This is a genomic window from Bordetella sp. 02P26C-1, from assembly GCF_009763255.1.
In the GTDB taxonomy this organism is placed as follows: domain Bacteria; phylum Pseudomonadota; class Gammaproteobacteria; order Burkholderiales; family Burkholderiaceae_B; genus Bordetella_A.
Genome location: NZ_WSJB01000016.1, coordinates 1 through 15,433 on the forward strand (window position 1 = coordinate 1; position 15,433 = coordinate 15,433).

Consider the following 15,433-nt stretch of genomic DNA (forward strand, 5'->3'; position numbering starts at 1 on the left):
GATAGAATCGATTGGGGACATCAGCATTGTTTCCTTTAGACAGGTTCTTCGCAAAAACAAGTCTAATGAATGCTGGTCGTCCCCCGTTTATGATGTAGAGCCGCTTTTTGTTATCCAGCCAGTTTTGGGAGCGTTCTTGCTGTTTCACGCAAGTGTGGGTATCGATGTTGAGTGCGCCTGCTGTTTTCGCGACGGTGCGTCGCCGGCGTTAACGCCATAACTTCTTTGAGATGGCGCACTTCGTCAGTGGGGCTGCGGCCGAACTGACGCTTGAACTCGCGGCTGAATTGCGAAGGGCTCTCATAGCCCACCTGCTCGGCTGCACTGCCCGCGCTTATTCCATTGCGTATCATCATCATACGGGCTTGATGTAGGCGTATCGCTTTGATGTACTGAATGGGCGAGGTCGCTGTAACGGCCTTGAAGTGCGCATGAAAGGCGGGTACGCTCAGGTGCGCTTCGCCAGCCAGGGTGGCGACATCCAGATCGAGATCGTACTGGGTATGAATGCGCCTGAGTACCTTTGCGATACGGCCAAAATTTGTACCTTGCTGATAGGCCGCTCGCAGAGACCCGCCCTGTTCGCCGATGAGCACGCGATAAGTGATTTCGCGATATATGGACGGTCCGATCAATTTAGCTTCGAGCGGCGACGTGAGCGCTTCCAACAAGCGTAGCGTGGCGTCTTGCAGTTTGTCGTCCAGCCTTGTGGCGTAGAGTGTAGCCGGTACCGAGTGGGGCGATTCTTCAGCTTCGATGGCCACGGACAACTCCGCTGTAATGCTCGGGTCAATACGTAAGGCAATGCCCAACATCGGCTCTGCTTCGCTGGCCTGTGTCTCTGTAGTGAAGGGTAAAGGTACCGAAAGTACCAGATAGTGTTGCGCGTCATAGACGTATAACTTGCCCCCGTGCATGCCTTGTTTACGACCCTGCAGCACGATAACGATGCTCGGCTCATACAGAGCCTGAGTGTGTGTCAACGGGCGGTTGCTGCGCATTATCGTGACGCCATTGAGCAGCGTCTCGGTGTAGCCCTCTGCAGGGGCGAGCTGCTTGGTCAATGCGACCATCCGCGCTAATTGGGTTGCCATATTCCCCTCGTATTCGCGTCATTGGCAGGTGTAGAGGATGATAGCAAAGCGTCAAGGAATAGGCGTGCCTGGTACTTAAAAGCGAGCAGGAAAATAGGTTTAGGCAAACATCGAATAGAAACGAACCTTAGCGAGAGGGCCCCTTTTCCGTAGCATGACGGTCATGGCGCGACAGGCATCGTGCTTGATTCAGGACCGAACCGTCTAACTGCCAGAGAGGGCTACCCATGAGTACTAAACCAGGAAAAATCATTCTGCTGACGGGCGCGAGCAGTGGCATAGGCGCGGCCTGCACCACCTATCTCGCGAGCCAAGGTCATCAACTCGTGATAGGGGCAAGGCGTAGCGATAGACTCGAACGTCTTGCCGCGGAGATACGCGCAAAGGGCGGCCGGGTCGACGTTCACGCGCTTGACGTCACGCAACGTGCCAGTGTGCAGGCCTTTGCTGATGTGGCGCTCGCGCGCTACGGACACATCGATGTCATCATCAACAATGCCGGTGTGATGCCGCTGTCGCCGATGAGCGCAATTAAGGTCGATGAATGGGACCAGATGATAGACGTGAATATTCGCGGCGTCCTGTATGGCGTTGCAGCCGTACTGCCGTCGATGACGGCGCGCGGCAGCGGGCAAATCATCAACATTTCGTCGATAGGTGGCTTGTCGGTCGTCCCGACGGCGGCGGTGTACTGCGCCACCAAGTACGCGGTACGCGCCATCTCTGACGGATTGCGTCAGGAGAACGACAAGCTGCGAGTGACCTGCGTTTATCCAGGAGTCGTCGAGTCGGAGCTGGCTGACACCATCACGGACGAGGTCGCCGCCCAAGCGATGAAGAAGTTTCGTGAAATTGCCTTGAAGCCCGAGGCCATTGCAGCCGCTATCGCGCATGTCATCAATCAGCCCGACGGCGTCGACACCAGCGACATCGTGGTGCGTCCCACCGCGAGCGCCTGACTGCACCGCTCGCCTACCTGACTGAAAAGGAAATCTTATGAAAACACTCAAGCTCGTGACGCGCAGCGTGCCGATGGCGCTGGCGATGGTTCTCACTCTGGCCACAACCGCGATGGCCGATACGGGCGATCTGCAAGCTCGACGCGATCAGGGTAGTGCCGTGATAAAAAATTGAATCGAGGCAACAGCCAACCGGTGCTGGAGGCCATGAGAAGCGAATTCCCGTTTTTGGCCGATGCCACCGAGGCCTACGCCTTGGGTGATGTTTGGGGCCGCACAGTACTGGACGATCGCACCCGGCAGATTGCCGCAGTCGCTGCGTTCGCCGCGATGGGAGAGACCGGCATGATGAGTGTGCACGCCGGGTATGCCCTAAACATTGGCGTTCCTGCTGAGGAGCTCAAAGAGGCGATCTATCTTGTGACAGTCACTTCAGGCTTCCCGCCGGCTATCGCCGCATCTCAGGCGCTGTCCAAAGTGATCGCACAGCATGCCGTCACGCCCGGAGGTAAGCAAAAATGACTCCATGCCACGACGGATCGTTGCGGACTGGCGTCTCGCTGATTCGGGACTTTGCCGTAGGCGCGCTGGCATTGATAGTGGCTGCGGTGGGCCCGGGCGTGGCGCAAGCCACCTCGACGCCTTCAACGCAGGAGAGTCGCAATGCGTCTTTGATCGCGGATTCATTCGACAAGTGGACCAGAGGCGAAGGCAGTATGTTTGATCTGCTGTCGGATGATGCGAATTGGGAAGTGGCAGGTGTCAGCCCGGTATCAAACGTATATGAGTCCAAGCGTGCCTTGGTCGAGCAGGCGGTGCAACCCATTCACGCCCAACTGTTGGGTTCGATCACGCCTAGAGTCAGGCATATCGTGGCGCAAGGCGACCAGGTCGTCGTCATTTGGGATGGCGTTGCCACCGCAAAGGACGGGACTTCCTACGAGAACACGTATGCGTGGTATCTGACGATGGCCAATGGTCAGGTCACCGGAGTCCTCGCGTTTCTCGATACCTGGAATCTCGACAGATTGATGCGCAAGCCCTGAAACGAGCGCGCATATCGATATTTACTTTTTATTCGGATAGGGTGCTGCGACACGCACTCTGTATGGGAGTCGTCATGAAAAATTTGAAAGCCTTTTTCCTCACCGCCGTCATCAGCTTTGGATCGTACGCCCAGGCACAGCCCGGCGAATCGGACGATCGTGAGCCCCACCGCGCAAACGTCTGCAACGCAATCGAGGACGATAGCGAACAACCGGTGATCCGAGCCTGCCAAAATGGGCCCGGCAAAACCACGAGTCAGGTACGCGAAGAGCTGTTGCAAGCTAAAGCGGCTGGACTGGTCACATTCGGCGAGTTGGACTACCCGCCCTCAGCGAAACCTATGCGCTGATGCGGGCCGACGTGGGTCGGGAGCATGGCGCGGGGAGGCGGCCGTCGTTCTTTGCTTCCGGGCGCGCGCCAGAATATCAGGCCGCTCCTGGCCCCATTACAGCTCGCCCTCCTACAGGTCTTCATGTCGCGTGCTGTGACCCGACAAATCGGGGTCTGACCGAGATTGCTCAAGCGTTGCAGCGCTTTCAAAAGCGCCCCGAGATCACATTGAGTACTGCCTAAGCCATGTATCAGCAGCACACCCGTGATGGATGGCGCTTCATTGATCTTGGCGTCGGTCATGGATGTCCGCCACGCGGCTGATTAACCAGCAGAACTGGCTCTGACCCAGAGAATTGGTTTGGATCAGAAGGAACGATCTCCGGTTCGAGCGCGCACTTCAATGATTGATGTCTTGGTTCCGTCTCAGCGCTTCGATTAGCAGTTGTGCTCCGTGTGAGAGCGACGCGCCTTTTCGCGTGACGAGCTCGTAGGGCTCACTGCGGGAGGCCAGCTCCAGCGAAAGGATGCATGTCATGTCGTGGCGCGCGAAAAACTGCGCGACGTCGATGGACACGAGAGCGACGAATGACGGATTGCTGCGCAAAATCGCCAAAGTGGCGAACACGGAAGTCGTTTCGAGCAGATGCCTTGGGAAGGGAATTTCGGCGTCCCGAAACTCGCGCTCGAGAAGCAGGCGCATCGGCATGTTGGCGCGATACACCACCCAACGATATTGCGAGAGATCATGTAGCGTAAGGCGCTTCTCACGCCTGAGTGGATGCTCCACGTTGGCAACCACCGCGAGTGTTTCGTCCTGTAGCTTGAGCGAATCGTAAATTTGTGGCGTTTGGCTGATTGTCGTACGGCAGATTGCGAGATCTAGACGGCCCACGTCGATCAGGCTTAGCAGGGCTGCGCTGGTGTCTTCCACGATCTCCACCGACAGCTCCGGGTTGAGCGCCGTGATCGCATCGGTGAGGAGCGGCACGGCGCCCATGATGACCCCGACCGACACCCGCCCTCCCTGGATTCCCACCATCTCCTCGCGCATCTGCGATAGCTCGGTGTAGATCACGCGCGCATAACGGATCGCGCAATGCCCGGCCTCATTGGGTTCGAGCCCGCGATTGGTGCGCTTGAATAGTGGCGTGTTGAAGGTGGTTTCGATTTCTTGTAATGCCTTGCTGGCGCCCGGCTGTGTCAGTGCCACTTGCTGCGCGGCTTTGAACAGGGATCCGTGGTCACCGAGCGCGATCAATAGCCGTAGTTGCTTCAGGTGCAGTCGGGAGACGATGGAATTGAGCGGTGGAATCATGGGTTGAAGAAAAGTTATACCCGTATCAGATCTTCTCAATTACTGCGCGGCAACCTTTTTCCTATACTGGGTCCACGCAGACATTTCAGGCGTCACAGAGCAGCATGAGTCCAAACGGTCGGGCAACCTACGCCACGGCGCTGTTTTCATCGATTCATTCATTATAACTAAAGCTTATTGCCATGCCTCTTATCAACTACATCACGCAGATTCAGTTCGACTTCGGTGCTGTCCGTTTGCTCAAGAGTGAGTGCGAACGCGTGGGCATACGCCGACCCTTGATCGTCACGGATAAGGGGGTGCGCGCTGCAGGCATTATCGATACCGTGCTCGAAGCGCTAGCCGGCGCCGTGCCCGCAACGATCTACGACGGCACACCGCCGAACCCGAACGAGGCAGCCGTGCGCGAGGCCGTGGCGGTGTATGAGGCCGGTGCGTGCGATGGCATCATCGCCGTGGGCGGTGGGTCCTCCATTGACCTGGCCAAGGGGGTGGCTGTTTGCGCAACCCACGACGGTCCGCTGCAGCGCTTCGCTGTGATCGAAGGCGGCGCGGCAAACATTACCGCGAAAACCGCGCCGGTCATCGCGGTCCCGACGACGGCGGGGACCGGTAGCGAGGTGGGCCGTGGCGCGATCCTGATTCTTGACGATGGCCGCAAAGTGGGCGTGCTCTCGCCGTTCGTGGTGCCGCGCGTTGCGATCTGCGATCCTGAACTGACATTGGGCTTGCCGAGTGCGTTGACGGCGGCAACGGGTATGGACGCCATCGCGCATTGCATCGAAACGTTCCTGGCCCCGTCATTCAATCCGCCTGCGGACGGAATCGCGCTAGATGGGTTATGGCGCGCCTGGCGGCATATCGAGCGTGCCACGCGAGAGCCAGGTGACCGTGTCGCGCGCATGAACATGATGAGCGCGTCGATGCAGGGCGCGCTCGCATTCCAGAAGGGTCTGGGTTGCGTGCACAGCCTGAGCCATTCGCTTGGTGGCATCAATCCGCGACTTCATCACGGCACGCTGAACGCGATCTTTCTGCCGGCTGTGCTCGCTTTTAACCAGGAAGCGCCTTCCGTGCGCGACGAGCACAAGCTCGATCGCATCGCGATGGCCATGGGTCTGAGCAATGGCAATGAGGTGGCTTCATCGGTGCGCGCGATGACGCTGCGCCTGGGCTTGCCCACTGGGCTTGCACAACTGGGCGTTACGCCCGCGATGTTTCCGGACATCATCACGGGCGCGCTCAAGGACCATAGCCACAAGACCAATCCGCGCGAGGCGTCCGAGGCGGATTACCGCGCCATGCTTGAAGCCTCGCTTTGAGGCGCGCGGGTGGCAGGGCCGGGATGCGCGGCGCTGGCGCGCACGTGCTTTTCGACGGTGGGCATTCGAAGGGGCGAGTTACCCCATTGAGGAAATGGAAATGGACATCGCAGGAAATCTATTGATTGGCCAGAGCGCGCGACGCGGAACCAACGGGGTGTCGTATGCATTGGACGCGGCAAGCGGCGATCGCCTCGAACCCGGTTTCGGCGGCGCCACGCTTGAGGATGTGGACGACGCTTGCCAGCTCGCATGGTCCGCATTCGATCGCTTCCGCGAAACGAGTTTGCAGGCCCGGGCGGAATTCCTGGATACGATCGCCGCCAATATTCTCGCGTTGGGCGACAGACTCATTGAGCGCTGCGTGGCCGAGTCGGGGTTGCCGCGCGCACGGATCGAAGGCGAGCGTGCACGCACGGTTGGGCAACTGCGCATCTTTGCGGACGTGGTGCGTACCGGCGACTTTCTTGAAGTGCGTGTGGATCCTGCGCAGCCAGAACGCAAGCCGCTGGCACGCCCCGATCTGCGCCTGCGGCATATTGCGCTCGGGCCGGTCGGGGTGTTTGGGGCCAGTAATTTTCCCCTCGCCTTTTCCGTTGCGGGTGGCGATACGGCAGCCGCCTTCGCCGCGGGTTGCCCGGTGATTGTCAAGGCGCACTCCGCGCATCCCGGCACATCCGAACTGGTGGGCCAGGCCATCCGTCAGGCCGTTGAGGACTGCGGTATGCCGGCGGGGACTTTCTCGCTGCTGTTTGGAAGCGGCCGCGAAATCGGGCAAGGTCTCGTGCGCGATCCGCGTATCAAGGCCGTGGGTTTCACGGGTTCGCGCGCTGCAGGAACGGATCTGATGGCTGTCGCCGCTGCGCGTCCCGAGCCGATTCCCGTATATGCGGAAATGAGCAGCATCAATCCGGTGCTTCTGTTTCCTCATGCGCTAGAGCGGCGTGGCGAAGCCATTGCCCAGGCATTCGTGCAATCGCTGACGCTGGGCGCTGGTCAATTTTGCACGAACCCCGGGTTGATCCTGGCAGTGCGAGGGCCAGCGCTCGACCGGTTCGTGGCTGCGGCATCGGAAGCATTGGTTCGTACGCCGGCCGCAACGATGCTCACACCGGGCATTCACCGCGCCTTCGAAGCTGGCATAGCGAACTTCTCTGCGCATCCGCAGGTGCAAACGGTGGCGCGCGCGCAGCCGGCTGCCGGCGCGAACCAGGGACAGGGCGCGCTCTTTTCGACCACCGTCGAGGCGTTTCGCGAGCACGCCCTTTTGCGGGAAGAGATTTTCGGCGCGGCTTCACTGATCGTAAGTTGTCCCGATCTGCAAGCCATGCAAGAACTGATGGAATCGTTGGAGGGACAACTGACGGCGGCACTGCATCTTGATGAGGCGGATTATCCGGCAGCGCGGTCGTTCCTGCCAGTTCTGGAGCGGCGTGCGGGGCGGTTGCTTGTCAATGGTTTTGGCACGGGGGTGGAAGTCTCGCATGCGATGGTGCACGGCGGACCCTATCCATCCACGGCCGATGGTCGCTCGACTTCGGTGGGAACCCTCGCCATTCGCCGTTATTTGCGGCCGGTCTGCTATCAGGACATGCCCGAGGCATTGTTGCCCGAGGCGCTAAAGGCAGCTAATCCTTGGCACGTCGCTCGTCTCGTCGATGGAAAGATCGAGCTTGCGTAGCGTTAGTGGCCCTGCCACACAGTAAATACGCTGGCGCGCACGCCAGCAAGAGGAGGCTATGACATGGAGAGAGGGACATCAAAAGAGGGCGTGACGTTTAACCGGGTAGCAATCGTGACCGGTGCGAGCACGGGAATCGGTCGAGCCACTACGCGTGCATTGCTCGACGATGGATGGTGCGTAGCGCTGGCCAGCCGCCGCGAAGACGCGCTTAATGAAGTGGTGCATGAGTATTGCGAAGCCGGGGGCGAGAAGGCTCGGGCAATCGCGGTGCCCACTGACGTTTGCGACCCGGCATCGGTGCAGCAACTGTTCGATGTTACGCGGCAGACGTTCGGCCGACTTGACCTCCTTTTTAATAACGCGGGCCTGGGCGTGGAAGGGGTGTCGGTAGAGGCATTGTCCATCGATCGGTGGAAGCAGTTAATGGATGTCAACGTGACGGGGACGCTGCTTTGCACGCAGGCTGCGTTTCGACAGATGCGCGCACAAAGCCCTAGCGGCGGGCGCATTATCAATAACGGCTCGCTCTCCGCGCACGCGCCCCGATTGCATTCAGCCGATTACACCGCCAGCAAACACGCGGTCCTCGGCTTGACCAAGGCTTGCGCGCTGGACGGACGCCAATACGGCATAGCGGTTTGTCAGATTGATTTCGGCAACGCGCAGACTGACATGACCGCAAAGATGGGCGCCGGCACACTTCAAGCGAACGGTGAACGTGCGCTTGAGCCGGTGATGGATGTGTCGCACGCGGCGCGTTCGGTCGCCTACATGGCAAGCCTGCCTTTGGACGCCAACGTTCAGTTCATGACGGTCATGGCGACCGCAATGCCTTTTATAGGGCGTGGTTAGCGCGAGCAGGTGTAGCCGTTGGACGTGGGTTGTTATAAGCAGCACTACAAGACAAATGGGAGACACAAAATGCAAGCATCATTGGTGGCGGGTGAACAGCCCGTCGATCAGCTCGACGAGGCCAGAATTCTTAACAAGGTCAGTTGGCGTATTGTTCCGTTAATTCTCGCCTGTTTCGTCGTCGCTTACCTGGACCGAGTAAATGTCAGCTTCGCCAAACTGCAGATGCAGTCGGATATCGGCCTGAGTGAAGCTGCCTATGGTCTCGGTGCCAGTGCTTTTTTTGCCGGCTACCTGCTATTCGAAATTCCGAGCAATGCCATTCTGGTGAAGGTGGGTCCGCGTCTCTGGATCGCGCGGATCATGGTTACGTGGGGCATCGTCTCGGCCGCGATGATGTTCGTGCGCTCGGAAAATTCGTACTACTTCTTGCGTTTCCTGCTGGGTGTACTGGAGGCAGGTTTCGTGCCGGGCGTGCTCTATTACTTCACACGGTGGTTTCCCGCCGAGCGACGTGGACGAATCAACAATCTGTTTTTCGGCAGTATCGCGTTGTGCGGCATTATCGCGGGGCCGGTTTCAGGCGCGATTCTCAAGTTCTTCGATGGGGTGCAGGGCTTGCCGGGTTGGCAATGGTTGTTTCTGCTGGAAGGTGTGCCGTCGATCTTGCTCGGCGTGATCGTGCTGCTGGTGCTTGACGATCGCGTCGAGGATGCGAAGTGGCTGACACAAGACGAGAAACGGCGCCTGAGTGAGATCCTGGCGCGCGATCCCCAAGTCAACAGCACGCATTCGTTCGCCGCGGCGCTGAAGCGGCCAGTCACGTACCTGTTCTCGCTGATTTATTTCGGGCTGTGCATGGGCATCTATGGGTTTTTGTTCTGGATGCCACAGCTAATCAAGACAGCGGGCACCGATGATCCGTTCATGATCGGCCTGATTACGTCGCTGCCGTACGTCGTCGCGTTGGTGGGCACGATTTTGTTGGGCAGGACCTCGGACCGTACGGGTGAGCGCCGCTGGCACCTGACCGGATGCGCATTAGCGGCGGCAATCGGCTATGTGCTCAGCGCGGCGTACGGAAATAACACGATGATTCTCGTCATTGGCATGATGATCGCGGCAACCGGCGTGATCGCATCCTTTGGCATTTTCTGGATTTTCCCGGCGCGCGTATTGACGGGGGCGGCCGCCGCTGCGGGTGTGGCGCTCATTAACTCGATCGGTCAGATCGGCGGGCTCATCGCACCGTATATGGTGGGGAAGGTCAAGGAGGCAACAGGCAGCGCATCAATGGGTCTCTATACGATCGCACTGACCTGCGCGGTGACGGCTTTACTCATTGCCTATGCGATACCACGCAACATTCGCTTCCGCGATGGCGGCACGCAGCGACGATAGATACCGACGCCTTCTATTGATGATCATCTTATGAGCAAGCAACCCTTGATTCTTGTTCGACCCTATACGCCGACCGATATGGCGATTCTTGAACAATCGTATGACGTACACCGTTTGTGGGAAGCATCCGACAAGGTAAGCTTCCTTCGGGCTGTCGGGCCAGGTGTGCGCGTGCTGGCGACGGATGGAGAGCACGGCGCCGACGCGGCGACAATGGATTTGCTCCCGGATCTCGAGCTTATCGCGAGCTTTGGCGTCGGGCTTGACGCAATCGACCTCGCGCACGCACGGCACCGCAATATCCGGGTGACTCACACGCCAGATGTGTTAACCGAAGATGTCGCGGACATGGCGGTTGGCTTGTTGCTCGCATGCGCTCGCCGTATTCCGCAGTGTGATAGCTACGTGAGGCAAGGGCGCTGGCCCGAGGGAGGCCCGGGGCTGACAACCCGCGTATGGGGCAAGCGTGTCGGCATATTGGGGCTCGGCCGCGTGGGGCGCGCAGTGGCAAGGCGAGCTGAGGCATTCAGGCTTGATGTCGCATATCACGATCGATGCCGTTTCGACGATGTGCCATATCGCTATTTTGACGATGTGGTCGCGCTGGCTGCTGAAGTGGACTTCTTTGTGATCTGTGCGTCCGCTGATGCTGACACGCGCGGGCTGATCGGAAAAGCTGTGCTCGACGCCTTGGGACGCGACGGAATGTTAGTGAATGTGGGCCGGGGTGCAATCGTGGACGAGCCTGTCTTGCTAACGTACCTGCGAGAGCGTCTGCTCGCCGGAGCCGCGCTTGACGTCTTTCACAACGAACCCGATATCGCGCAGGAGTTCCGCGAGCTGGACAATGTGATTCTGCAACCGCATCAAGCGAGTGCAACGAGAGAAACGCGCACCGCCATGGGGGCTCTCGTACGCGAAAACTTGAGTGCTTACTTCGCAGGTCGCCCGTTGCTTACGGAAGTTGCCGTAGCAACGAGGTAGGCGCGGCGGGCACGCGCGTGGCCACGCCACGCTTATGCGCTCGGAAATCAAGAGCCGTACCAATGCATCGGGTGTCGCGCCTCAATCCGATCGACTGAAAATTTTGAAGGAACGTGCGTACCATGACGACAGGAAAACATCTGTCGGCTGCCACGGGGAGTCGTCCCCGCCTGCGTAGCCGCCGCTGGTTTGACGATCCCGCCGATCCAGGCATGACCGCTCTGTACATCGAGAGGTACATGAACTTTGGTATCACCCGCGCGGAACTGCAGTCGGGCAAACCGATTATTGGCATCGCGCAAACCGGTTCGGACCTTGCGCCATGTAACAGGCATCATCTCGACCTGGCCAAGCGAGTCAGGGACGGCATCCGTGACGCAGGTGGAATTCCCCTCGAATTTCCTGTACATCCGATCCAGGAAACCGGCAAGCGCCCGACGGCCGCGATCGATCGCAACCTCGCGTATCTTGGTCTAGTCGAAATACTGCACGGCTATCCCATCGACGGGGTGGTGCTCACGACCGGCTGCGATAAGACCACGCCGGCCTGTCTGATGGCGGCGGCTACCGTGAATATTCCATCGATCGTGCTTTCGGGTGGACCGATGCTCGACGGTTGGTACCAGGGGCGTCTGGCGGGCTCTGGCACAGTCGTGTGGGATGCGCGCAAGAGGTTCGCCACGGGCGAGATCGACTATGACGCGTTTATGAACATGGTGGCTTCCTCCGCACCGTCGGTGGGCCACTGCAATACGATGGGCACCGCGCTGTCGATGAATTCGCTCGCCGAGGCCCTGGGCATGTCTCTACCTGGGTGTGCCGCGATTCCCGCGCCTTATCGCGAGCGAGGGTGGATGGCATATCACACAGGGCAGAGGATCGTCGAGATGGTGGCCGAGAATCTGCGGCCGTCCGACATTATGACCCAGGCCGCGTTCGAAAATGCGGTCGTCGCCGCAGCGGCGCTCGGCGCATCGTCGAACTGTCCGATTCACGTAGTCGCAATTGCGAGGCACATGGGGGTAGACCACACGCTTGACGATTGGCAGCGCCTTGGGCCGGAGATTCCGCTACTTGTCGACTGCCAGCCGGCCGGTCGGTTTCTTGGCGAGGCGTTTCATCGCGCGGGAGGTGTGCCGGCGGTCATGAAGGAACTGATGTTGGCGGGACGTTTACATACCGAGGTCAGAACGGTCACGGGGCGTACGCTGGCCGAAGACCTTGCGGCAGTGCCAGAGCCCGACCGTACGGTCATTCGTGCCTTCGGCAATCCGTTGAAAGAGGCGGCCGGGTACGTCGTCATGTCGGGCAACTTTTTCGACAGTGCCGTGATGAAGATTAGCGTGATCGATTCCGCTTTCCGCAAGCAATTTCTGTCTGATCCAGACAACCCGGATGTGTTCGAGGGTCGTGCTGTCGTGTTCGAGGGGCCAGAGGATTATCATGCGCGAATCGACGATCCGGAATTTAATATCGACGATCGCTCCGTTCTTGTTATCCGTAACTGCGGACCGGTCGGTTATCCGGGCGGCGCGGAAGTCGTCAATATGCAGCCACCCGCCGAATTACTCAAGCGCGGAGTCAAAACATTGCCGACAATCGGCGATGGCAGGCAGAGCGGCACCTCGGCGAGCCCATCGATCCTCAACGTTTCGCCGGAGGCGGCTGTCGGCGGAGGTATTGCGCTGCTCAAGACGGGCGACAAGATTCGCATTGATCTGAAATCGCGCAAAGTGGACGTGATTTTGCCGGAGGATGAGCTTGCCCGCAGGCGCGACGCGTGGGTCGCGCCGACGTTGCAGAACCAGACTCCGTGGGAGGAGATTTATCGCAGCCTGGTCGGGCAGCACGGCAGCGGCGCATGCCTGGAGCCAGCCACGCTGTATGTGAACATCTTGGAAACACGGGGTGAGTCGCGTCATAATCATTGACGCATTGACCAGCGCGTGCAACAAGGCGCGAACGGATCTACAACGCGATCCGCTAGCAGCAGCCCGAGCAAGCTCGCGATGCCATGCGCGAGCATATCTATAACTCCAGAATGCGCACGCTAGATGCTAGTTTTTCTCCGTCGGCGACGCGGAAGGCCGCGCCGGCGCGAGGCCGAGGTGGTCCAACACACTCTTGACCACCTGGTTACGATCGTTGTCGACGCAGATCATGTGGTAGCTGTTCTCCAGCACTTCCAGTTGCTTGGGGGCATGGGTGAGCTGGGACATCAGGAACTGCGCGGATTTGAGCGACGTGAGTTCATCTTCGCGCGCATGCACGACCAAGGTCGGACACTGAATATGGTCCAGGTTGCGGGTGACCCATGCTCGCAACCGATCCACCTGCCTTACCGCTGCCAAGGGCACCCAGCCATAATGAAAGCTCTCGCCGGCGTCGAGCTTCTTTTTGACGATGGCACGCAGCAAGTTGTTTTTGATGCCGAACGGTTCTTCTTCCATGATCTTGATGCGGCGGCAGAAATAATCCAGCCGGCTAAGCGCATGGCGCACGCCGCGGTACCAGGGGGTAGACCACCCGTCGATATAGATGGGTGCGGCGAGCACGGCCAGCTTGCCGCGCTGGTGACGCACGCGCTTGGCGAGTTCGACCGCCAAGAGCGAACCCATGCACATTCCCACGATATGTACGGTCTCGTGGGTTTGCAGCATTTCCTGATACTTGTGGTGTACCGCCGTGAGCCAGTCTTCCGCGCTGACGTGTAGTAGGTCTTCTGGCCGGGTGCCGTGACCGGGCAGGGTCGGAGCCTGTACGTGTGTGCCCGCGCGTTGTAACGCCTTTAGCAGCGCGCCCAGATCATATTGCGTGCCGCCCAAGCCATGGATCAACAGCACGCCCGTAGCCGGCGAGGGCGTCTCATCGGTCTTGGCGTCGGTCATGGGATTCTGTCACTCGGCTGATTAAACCCGCCACGCGATACACGGAGTTATTGCTATCGGCGATGGCTGATCCAACATGGGAAATCGTGATCCAATCACCATCAGCATCGGCGAATCGATAGCGTTCGACAGGCAAGACAATCGGCGCCAGGGGATTCGAAAGTCGCTCTTGCAGCGCGGTCTGCAGAGCGGGCCGGTCGGCTTCATGGACACGCGCCATCAGGCTGTCGAGCGTTTGAATGCTCGCCCGTGGGATGCCCAGAACTGTCTCTACATCTCCCTCCCAAGAGAGAGTTCCTGCAGCCGGATCATAGACATACATGAGGTGTTGGCTGCCCACGAGCGCTGCTTCTATTTCAACGCTTCTGGCGTGCATGGCGTCATACGCCTTGCGGCTATGGGCGATCAATGCGGACATGATTAGTCCCAGAATCGCTGCCGCTCCGATGTAGACCTGTGCCTCGATCAGGCTGGTATCTCGGTAGGTATTCATGATCCCGAACGGACCCTCGCCCTGATTGGTCTGGTCTATCGCGATCAGAGCAAGAATCAGAATCCCGACCGTGGCACCGCTTTGATTCCATGTGAGCGCCAGCAGTACGACAAAAAGCAACGGCAGATAGGATAGTTCGTAGCGTGCGCTGCCCAATACCGCGATAGCGGTCGGACCATCGAACGCAATCGTGGCGGTCACCACCAACAACACGAGCCAAACGGCGCCAATCCAAAATCTGCGCAGGCTGGCGTCGCCAGATATCTTGGCCTGGAATCGCGACCACGTGACCACCAACGGTGCGCCCACCAGACAGCCGACCATTTCGGCGACGGTCCAGACGGCCCACGAGGTCGTCGGCGTGAAGCCCGCCAGGGTCAGGCCTCCAATGCAAAGGCATAAACCGACGACGCCGGAGACGACAATCGCTCCAAAGAACCACACTAAGTTGCGCGGCGTCGCGAGCCCCTCCGCGCGATGCTTGACGCCCCAGCGCCAGAGTGCGGCGCCGCAGGGCAAGGTGATCATGTCGACCACGGAATAGAGCGCCGATACACTGATGGGACGATCACTGAACAGGCCCGCGGCAAAATGCAAGGCGCCCGCCAGCAATATCCACATAGGCCACTCGCGTCTGCGGCTGACCATCAGCGTACCAAACGCGATTCCACCCGCCGGCCACAGCATATTAGAATAGCCGCGAGGGTCTAAAAGCGTCATGCAGTAGAACGCAAGCGCACCATAAACGCTCACAAAAAGGAGAATACGTAGTGCGCGAGTGTCGTTCATAAGGTGCAGCTCGAGGAAAGTATAGAAAGTCTCACGTTATATCCGCCAAAATAATTACCTTCAATTAGTCTTTACGCGAACGGCTGAGATAGCATGAGGTAAGGAAACATGCATTTCGATCAGACGAGTCTGCATCAAATGGTCCAGTTGTTCGATATAAGACCTTGCGACGAGGGACGGGCAGACACGCCGCCTCCGAGGGTAAATTGAATGCATTTATTATTGAACTACGGCAGTACGCAGCAACCCTGGCAAGGGCCTAGCTGTGCTCT

15 protein-coding genes are annotated in these 15,433 nt (G+C 59.1%); 11 read left to right on the plus strand and 4 right to left on the minus strand.

Features of this window, described 5'->3' with window-relative positions; translation table 11 throughout:
* Positions 1–110 precede the first annotated feature (110 nt).
* Positions 111–1,073 (minus strand): AraC family transcriptional regulator, encoded by a 963-nt coding sequence (locus GOQ28_RS08960; RefSeq protein ID WP_160356277.1) that lies wholly within the window; start codon positions 1,071–1,073, stop codon positions 111–113.
* A 248-nt stretch (positions 1,074–1,321) separates the two neighbouring features.
* On the opposite strand from GOQ28_RS08960, the gene GOQ28_RS08965 reads away from it, so the two are divergent.
* The 5 genes from GOQ28_RS08965 (at position 1,322) to GOQ28_RS08980 (ending at position 3,449) form a co-directional block, all read left to right on the plus strand.
* A complete protein-coding gene (locus GOQ28_RS08965) occupies positions 1,322–2,053 on the plus strand; it encodes an SDR family oxidoreductase (RefSeq protein WP_160351000.1) in 732 nt (243 codons plus the stop codon).
* Between the two features lie 37 nt (positions 2,054–2,090).
* The gene (locus GOQ28_RS18520) at positions 2,091–2,228 is read left to right on the plus strand and encodes a hypothetical protein (protein WP_202109453.1); all 138 of its coding nucleotides are present in this window, start codon (positions 2,091–2,093) and stop codon (positions 2,226–2,228) included.
* Positions 2,225–2,575, plus strand: coding sequence for a carboxymuconolactone decarboxylase family protein (locus GOQ28_RS08970; protein WP_236844291.1), 351 nt, complete (start codon positions 2,225–2,227; stop codon positions 2,573–2,575). Before GOQ28_RS18520 ends, GOQ28_RS08970 begins: the two co-directional genes overlap by 4 nt.
* A complete protein-coding gene (locus GOQ28_RS08975; protein WP_160350999.1) occupies positions 2,572–3,099 on the plus strand; it encodes a nuclear transport factor 2 family protein in 528 nt (175 codons plus the stop codon). Before GOQ28_RS08970 ends, GOQ28_RS08975 begins: the two co-directional genes overlap by 4 nt.
* Positions 3,100–3,173: 74 nt before the next feature.
* Positions 3,174–3,449: a DUF4148 domain-containing protein gene (locus GOQ28_RS08980; protein ID WP_236844292.1), complete on the plus strand. Its 276-nt coding sequence runs from the start codon at positions 3,174–3,176 to the stop codon at positions 3,447–3,449.
* A 381-nt stretch (positions 3,450–3,830) separates the two neighbouring features.
* Here GOQ28_RS08980 and GOQ28_RS08985 read toward each other — a convergent pair whose 3' ends face one another.
* Positions 3,831–4,748, minus strand: coding sequence for a LysR family transcriptional regulator (locus GOQ28_RS08985; protein WP_160350997.1), 918 nt, complete (start codon positions 4,746–4,748; stop codon positions 3,831–3,833).
* A 182-nt stretch (positions 4,749–4,930) separates the two neighbouring features.
* On the opposite strand from GOQ28_RS08985, the gene GOQ28_RS08990 reads away from it, so the two are divergent.
* From GOQ28_RS08990 to GOQ28_RS09015, 6 genes are all read left to right on the plus strand, one after another.
* On the plus strand, positions 4,931–6,070 hold the full coding sequence (locus GOQ28_RS08990; RefSeq protein WP_160356214.1) for an iron-containing alcohol dehydrogenase: 1,140 nt from the start codon (positions 4,931–4,933) through the stop codon (positions 6,068–6,070).
* A 100-nt stretch (positions 6,071–6,170) separates the two neighbouring features.
* On the plus strand, positions 6,171–7,751 hold the full coding sequence (locus GOQ28_RS08995) for an aldehyde dehydrogenase (NADP(+)) (protein ID WP_160356215.1): 1,581 nt from the start codon (positions 6,171–6,173) through the stop codon (positions 7,749–7,751).
* Between the two features lie 63 nt (positions 7,752–7,814).
* Complete coding sequence (locus tag GOQ28_RS09000) at positions 7,815–8,606, plus strand: SDR family oxidoreductase (RefSeq protein ID WP_160350994.1); 792 nt, start codon at positions 7,815–7,817, stop codon at positions 8,604–8,606.
* A gap of 69 nt (positions 8,607–8,675) precedes the next feature.
* Positions 8,676–10,007: an MFS transporter gene (locus tag GOQ28_RS09005; protein WP_160350993.1), complete on the plus strand. Its 1,332-nt coding sequence runs from the start codon at positions 8,676–8,678 to the stop codon at positions 10,005–10,007.
* Between the two features lie 30 nt (positions 10,008–10,037).
* Positions 10,038–10,991 (plus strand): 2-hydroxyacid dehydrogenase, encoded by a 954-nt coding sequence (locus GOQ28_RS09010; RefSeq protein ID WP_160356216.1) that lies wholly within the window; start codon positions 10,038–10,040, stop codon positions 10,989–10,991.
* Positions 10,992–11,113: 122 nt separating this feature from the next.
* A complete protein-coding gene (locus tag GOQ28_RS09015) occupies positions 11,114–12,922 on the plus strand; it encodes an IlvD/Edd family dehydratase (RefSeq protein WP_160356278.1) in 1,809 nt (602 codons plus the stop codon).
* A 126-nt stretch (positions 12,923–13,048) separates the two neighbouring features.
* Here the strand turns inward: GOQ28_RS09015 and GOQ28_RS09020 are convergent, their stop codons facing one another.
* Positions 13,049–13,879 carry an alpha/beta hydrolase gene (locus GOQ28_RS09020; protein ID WP_160356217.1) on the minus strand — a complete coding sequence of 277 codons (831 nt, stop codon included), beginning with the start codon at positions 13,877–13,879 and terminating at the stop codon, positions 13,049–13,051.
* Entirely contained in the window at positions 13,857–15,161 is a 1,305-nt protein-coding gene (locus tag GOQ28_RS09025) for an MASE1 domain-containing protein (protein ID WP_160356218.1), read from the minus strand. Before GOQ28_RS09025 ends, GOQ28_RS09020 begins: the two co-directional genes overlap by 23 nt.
* Between the last annotated feature and the right edge of the window lie 272 nt (positions 15,162–15,433).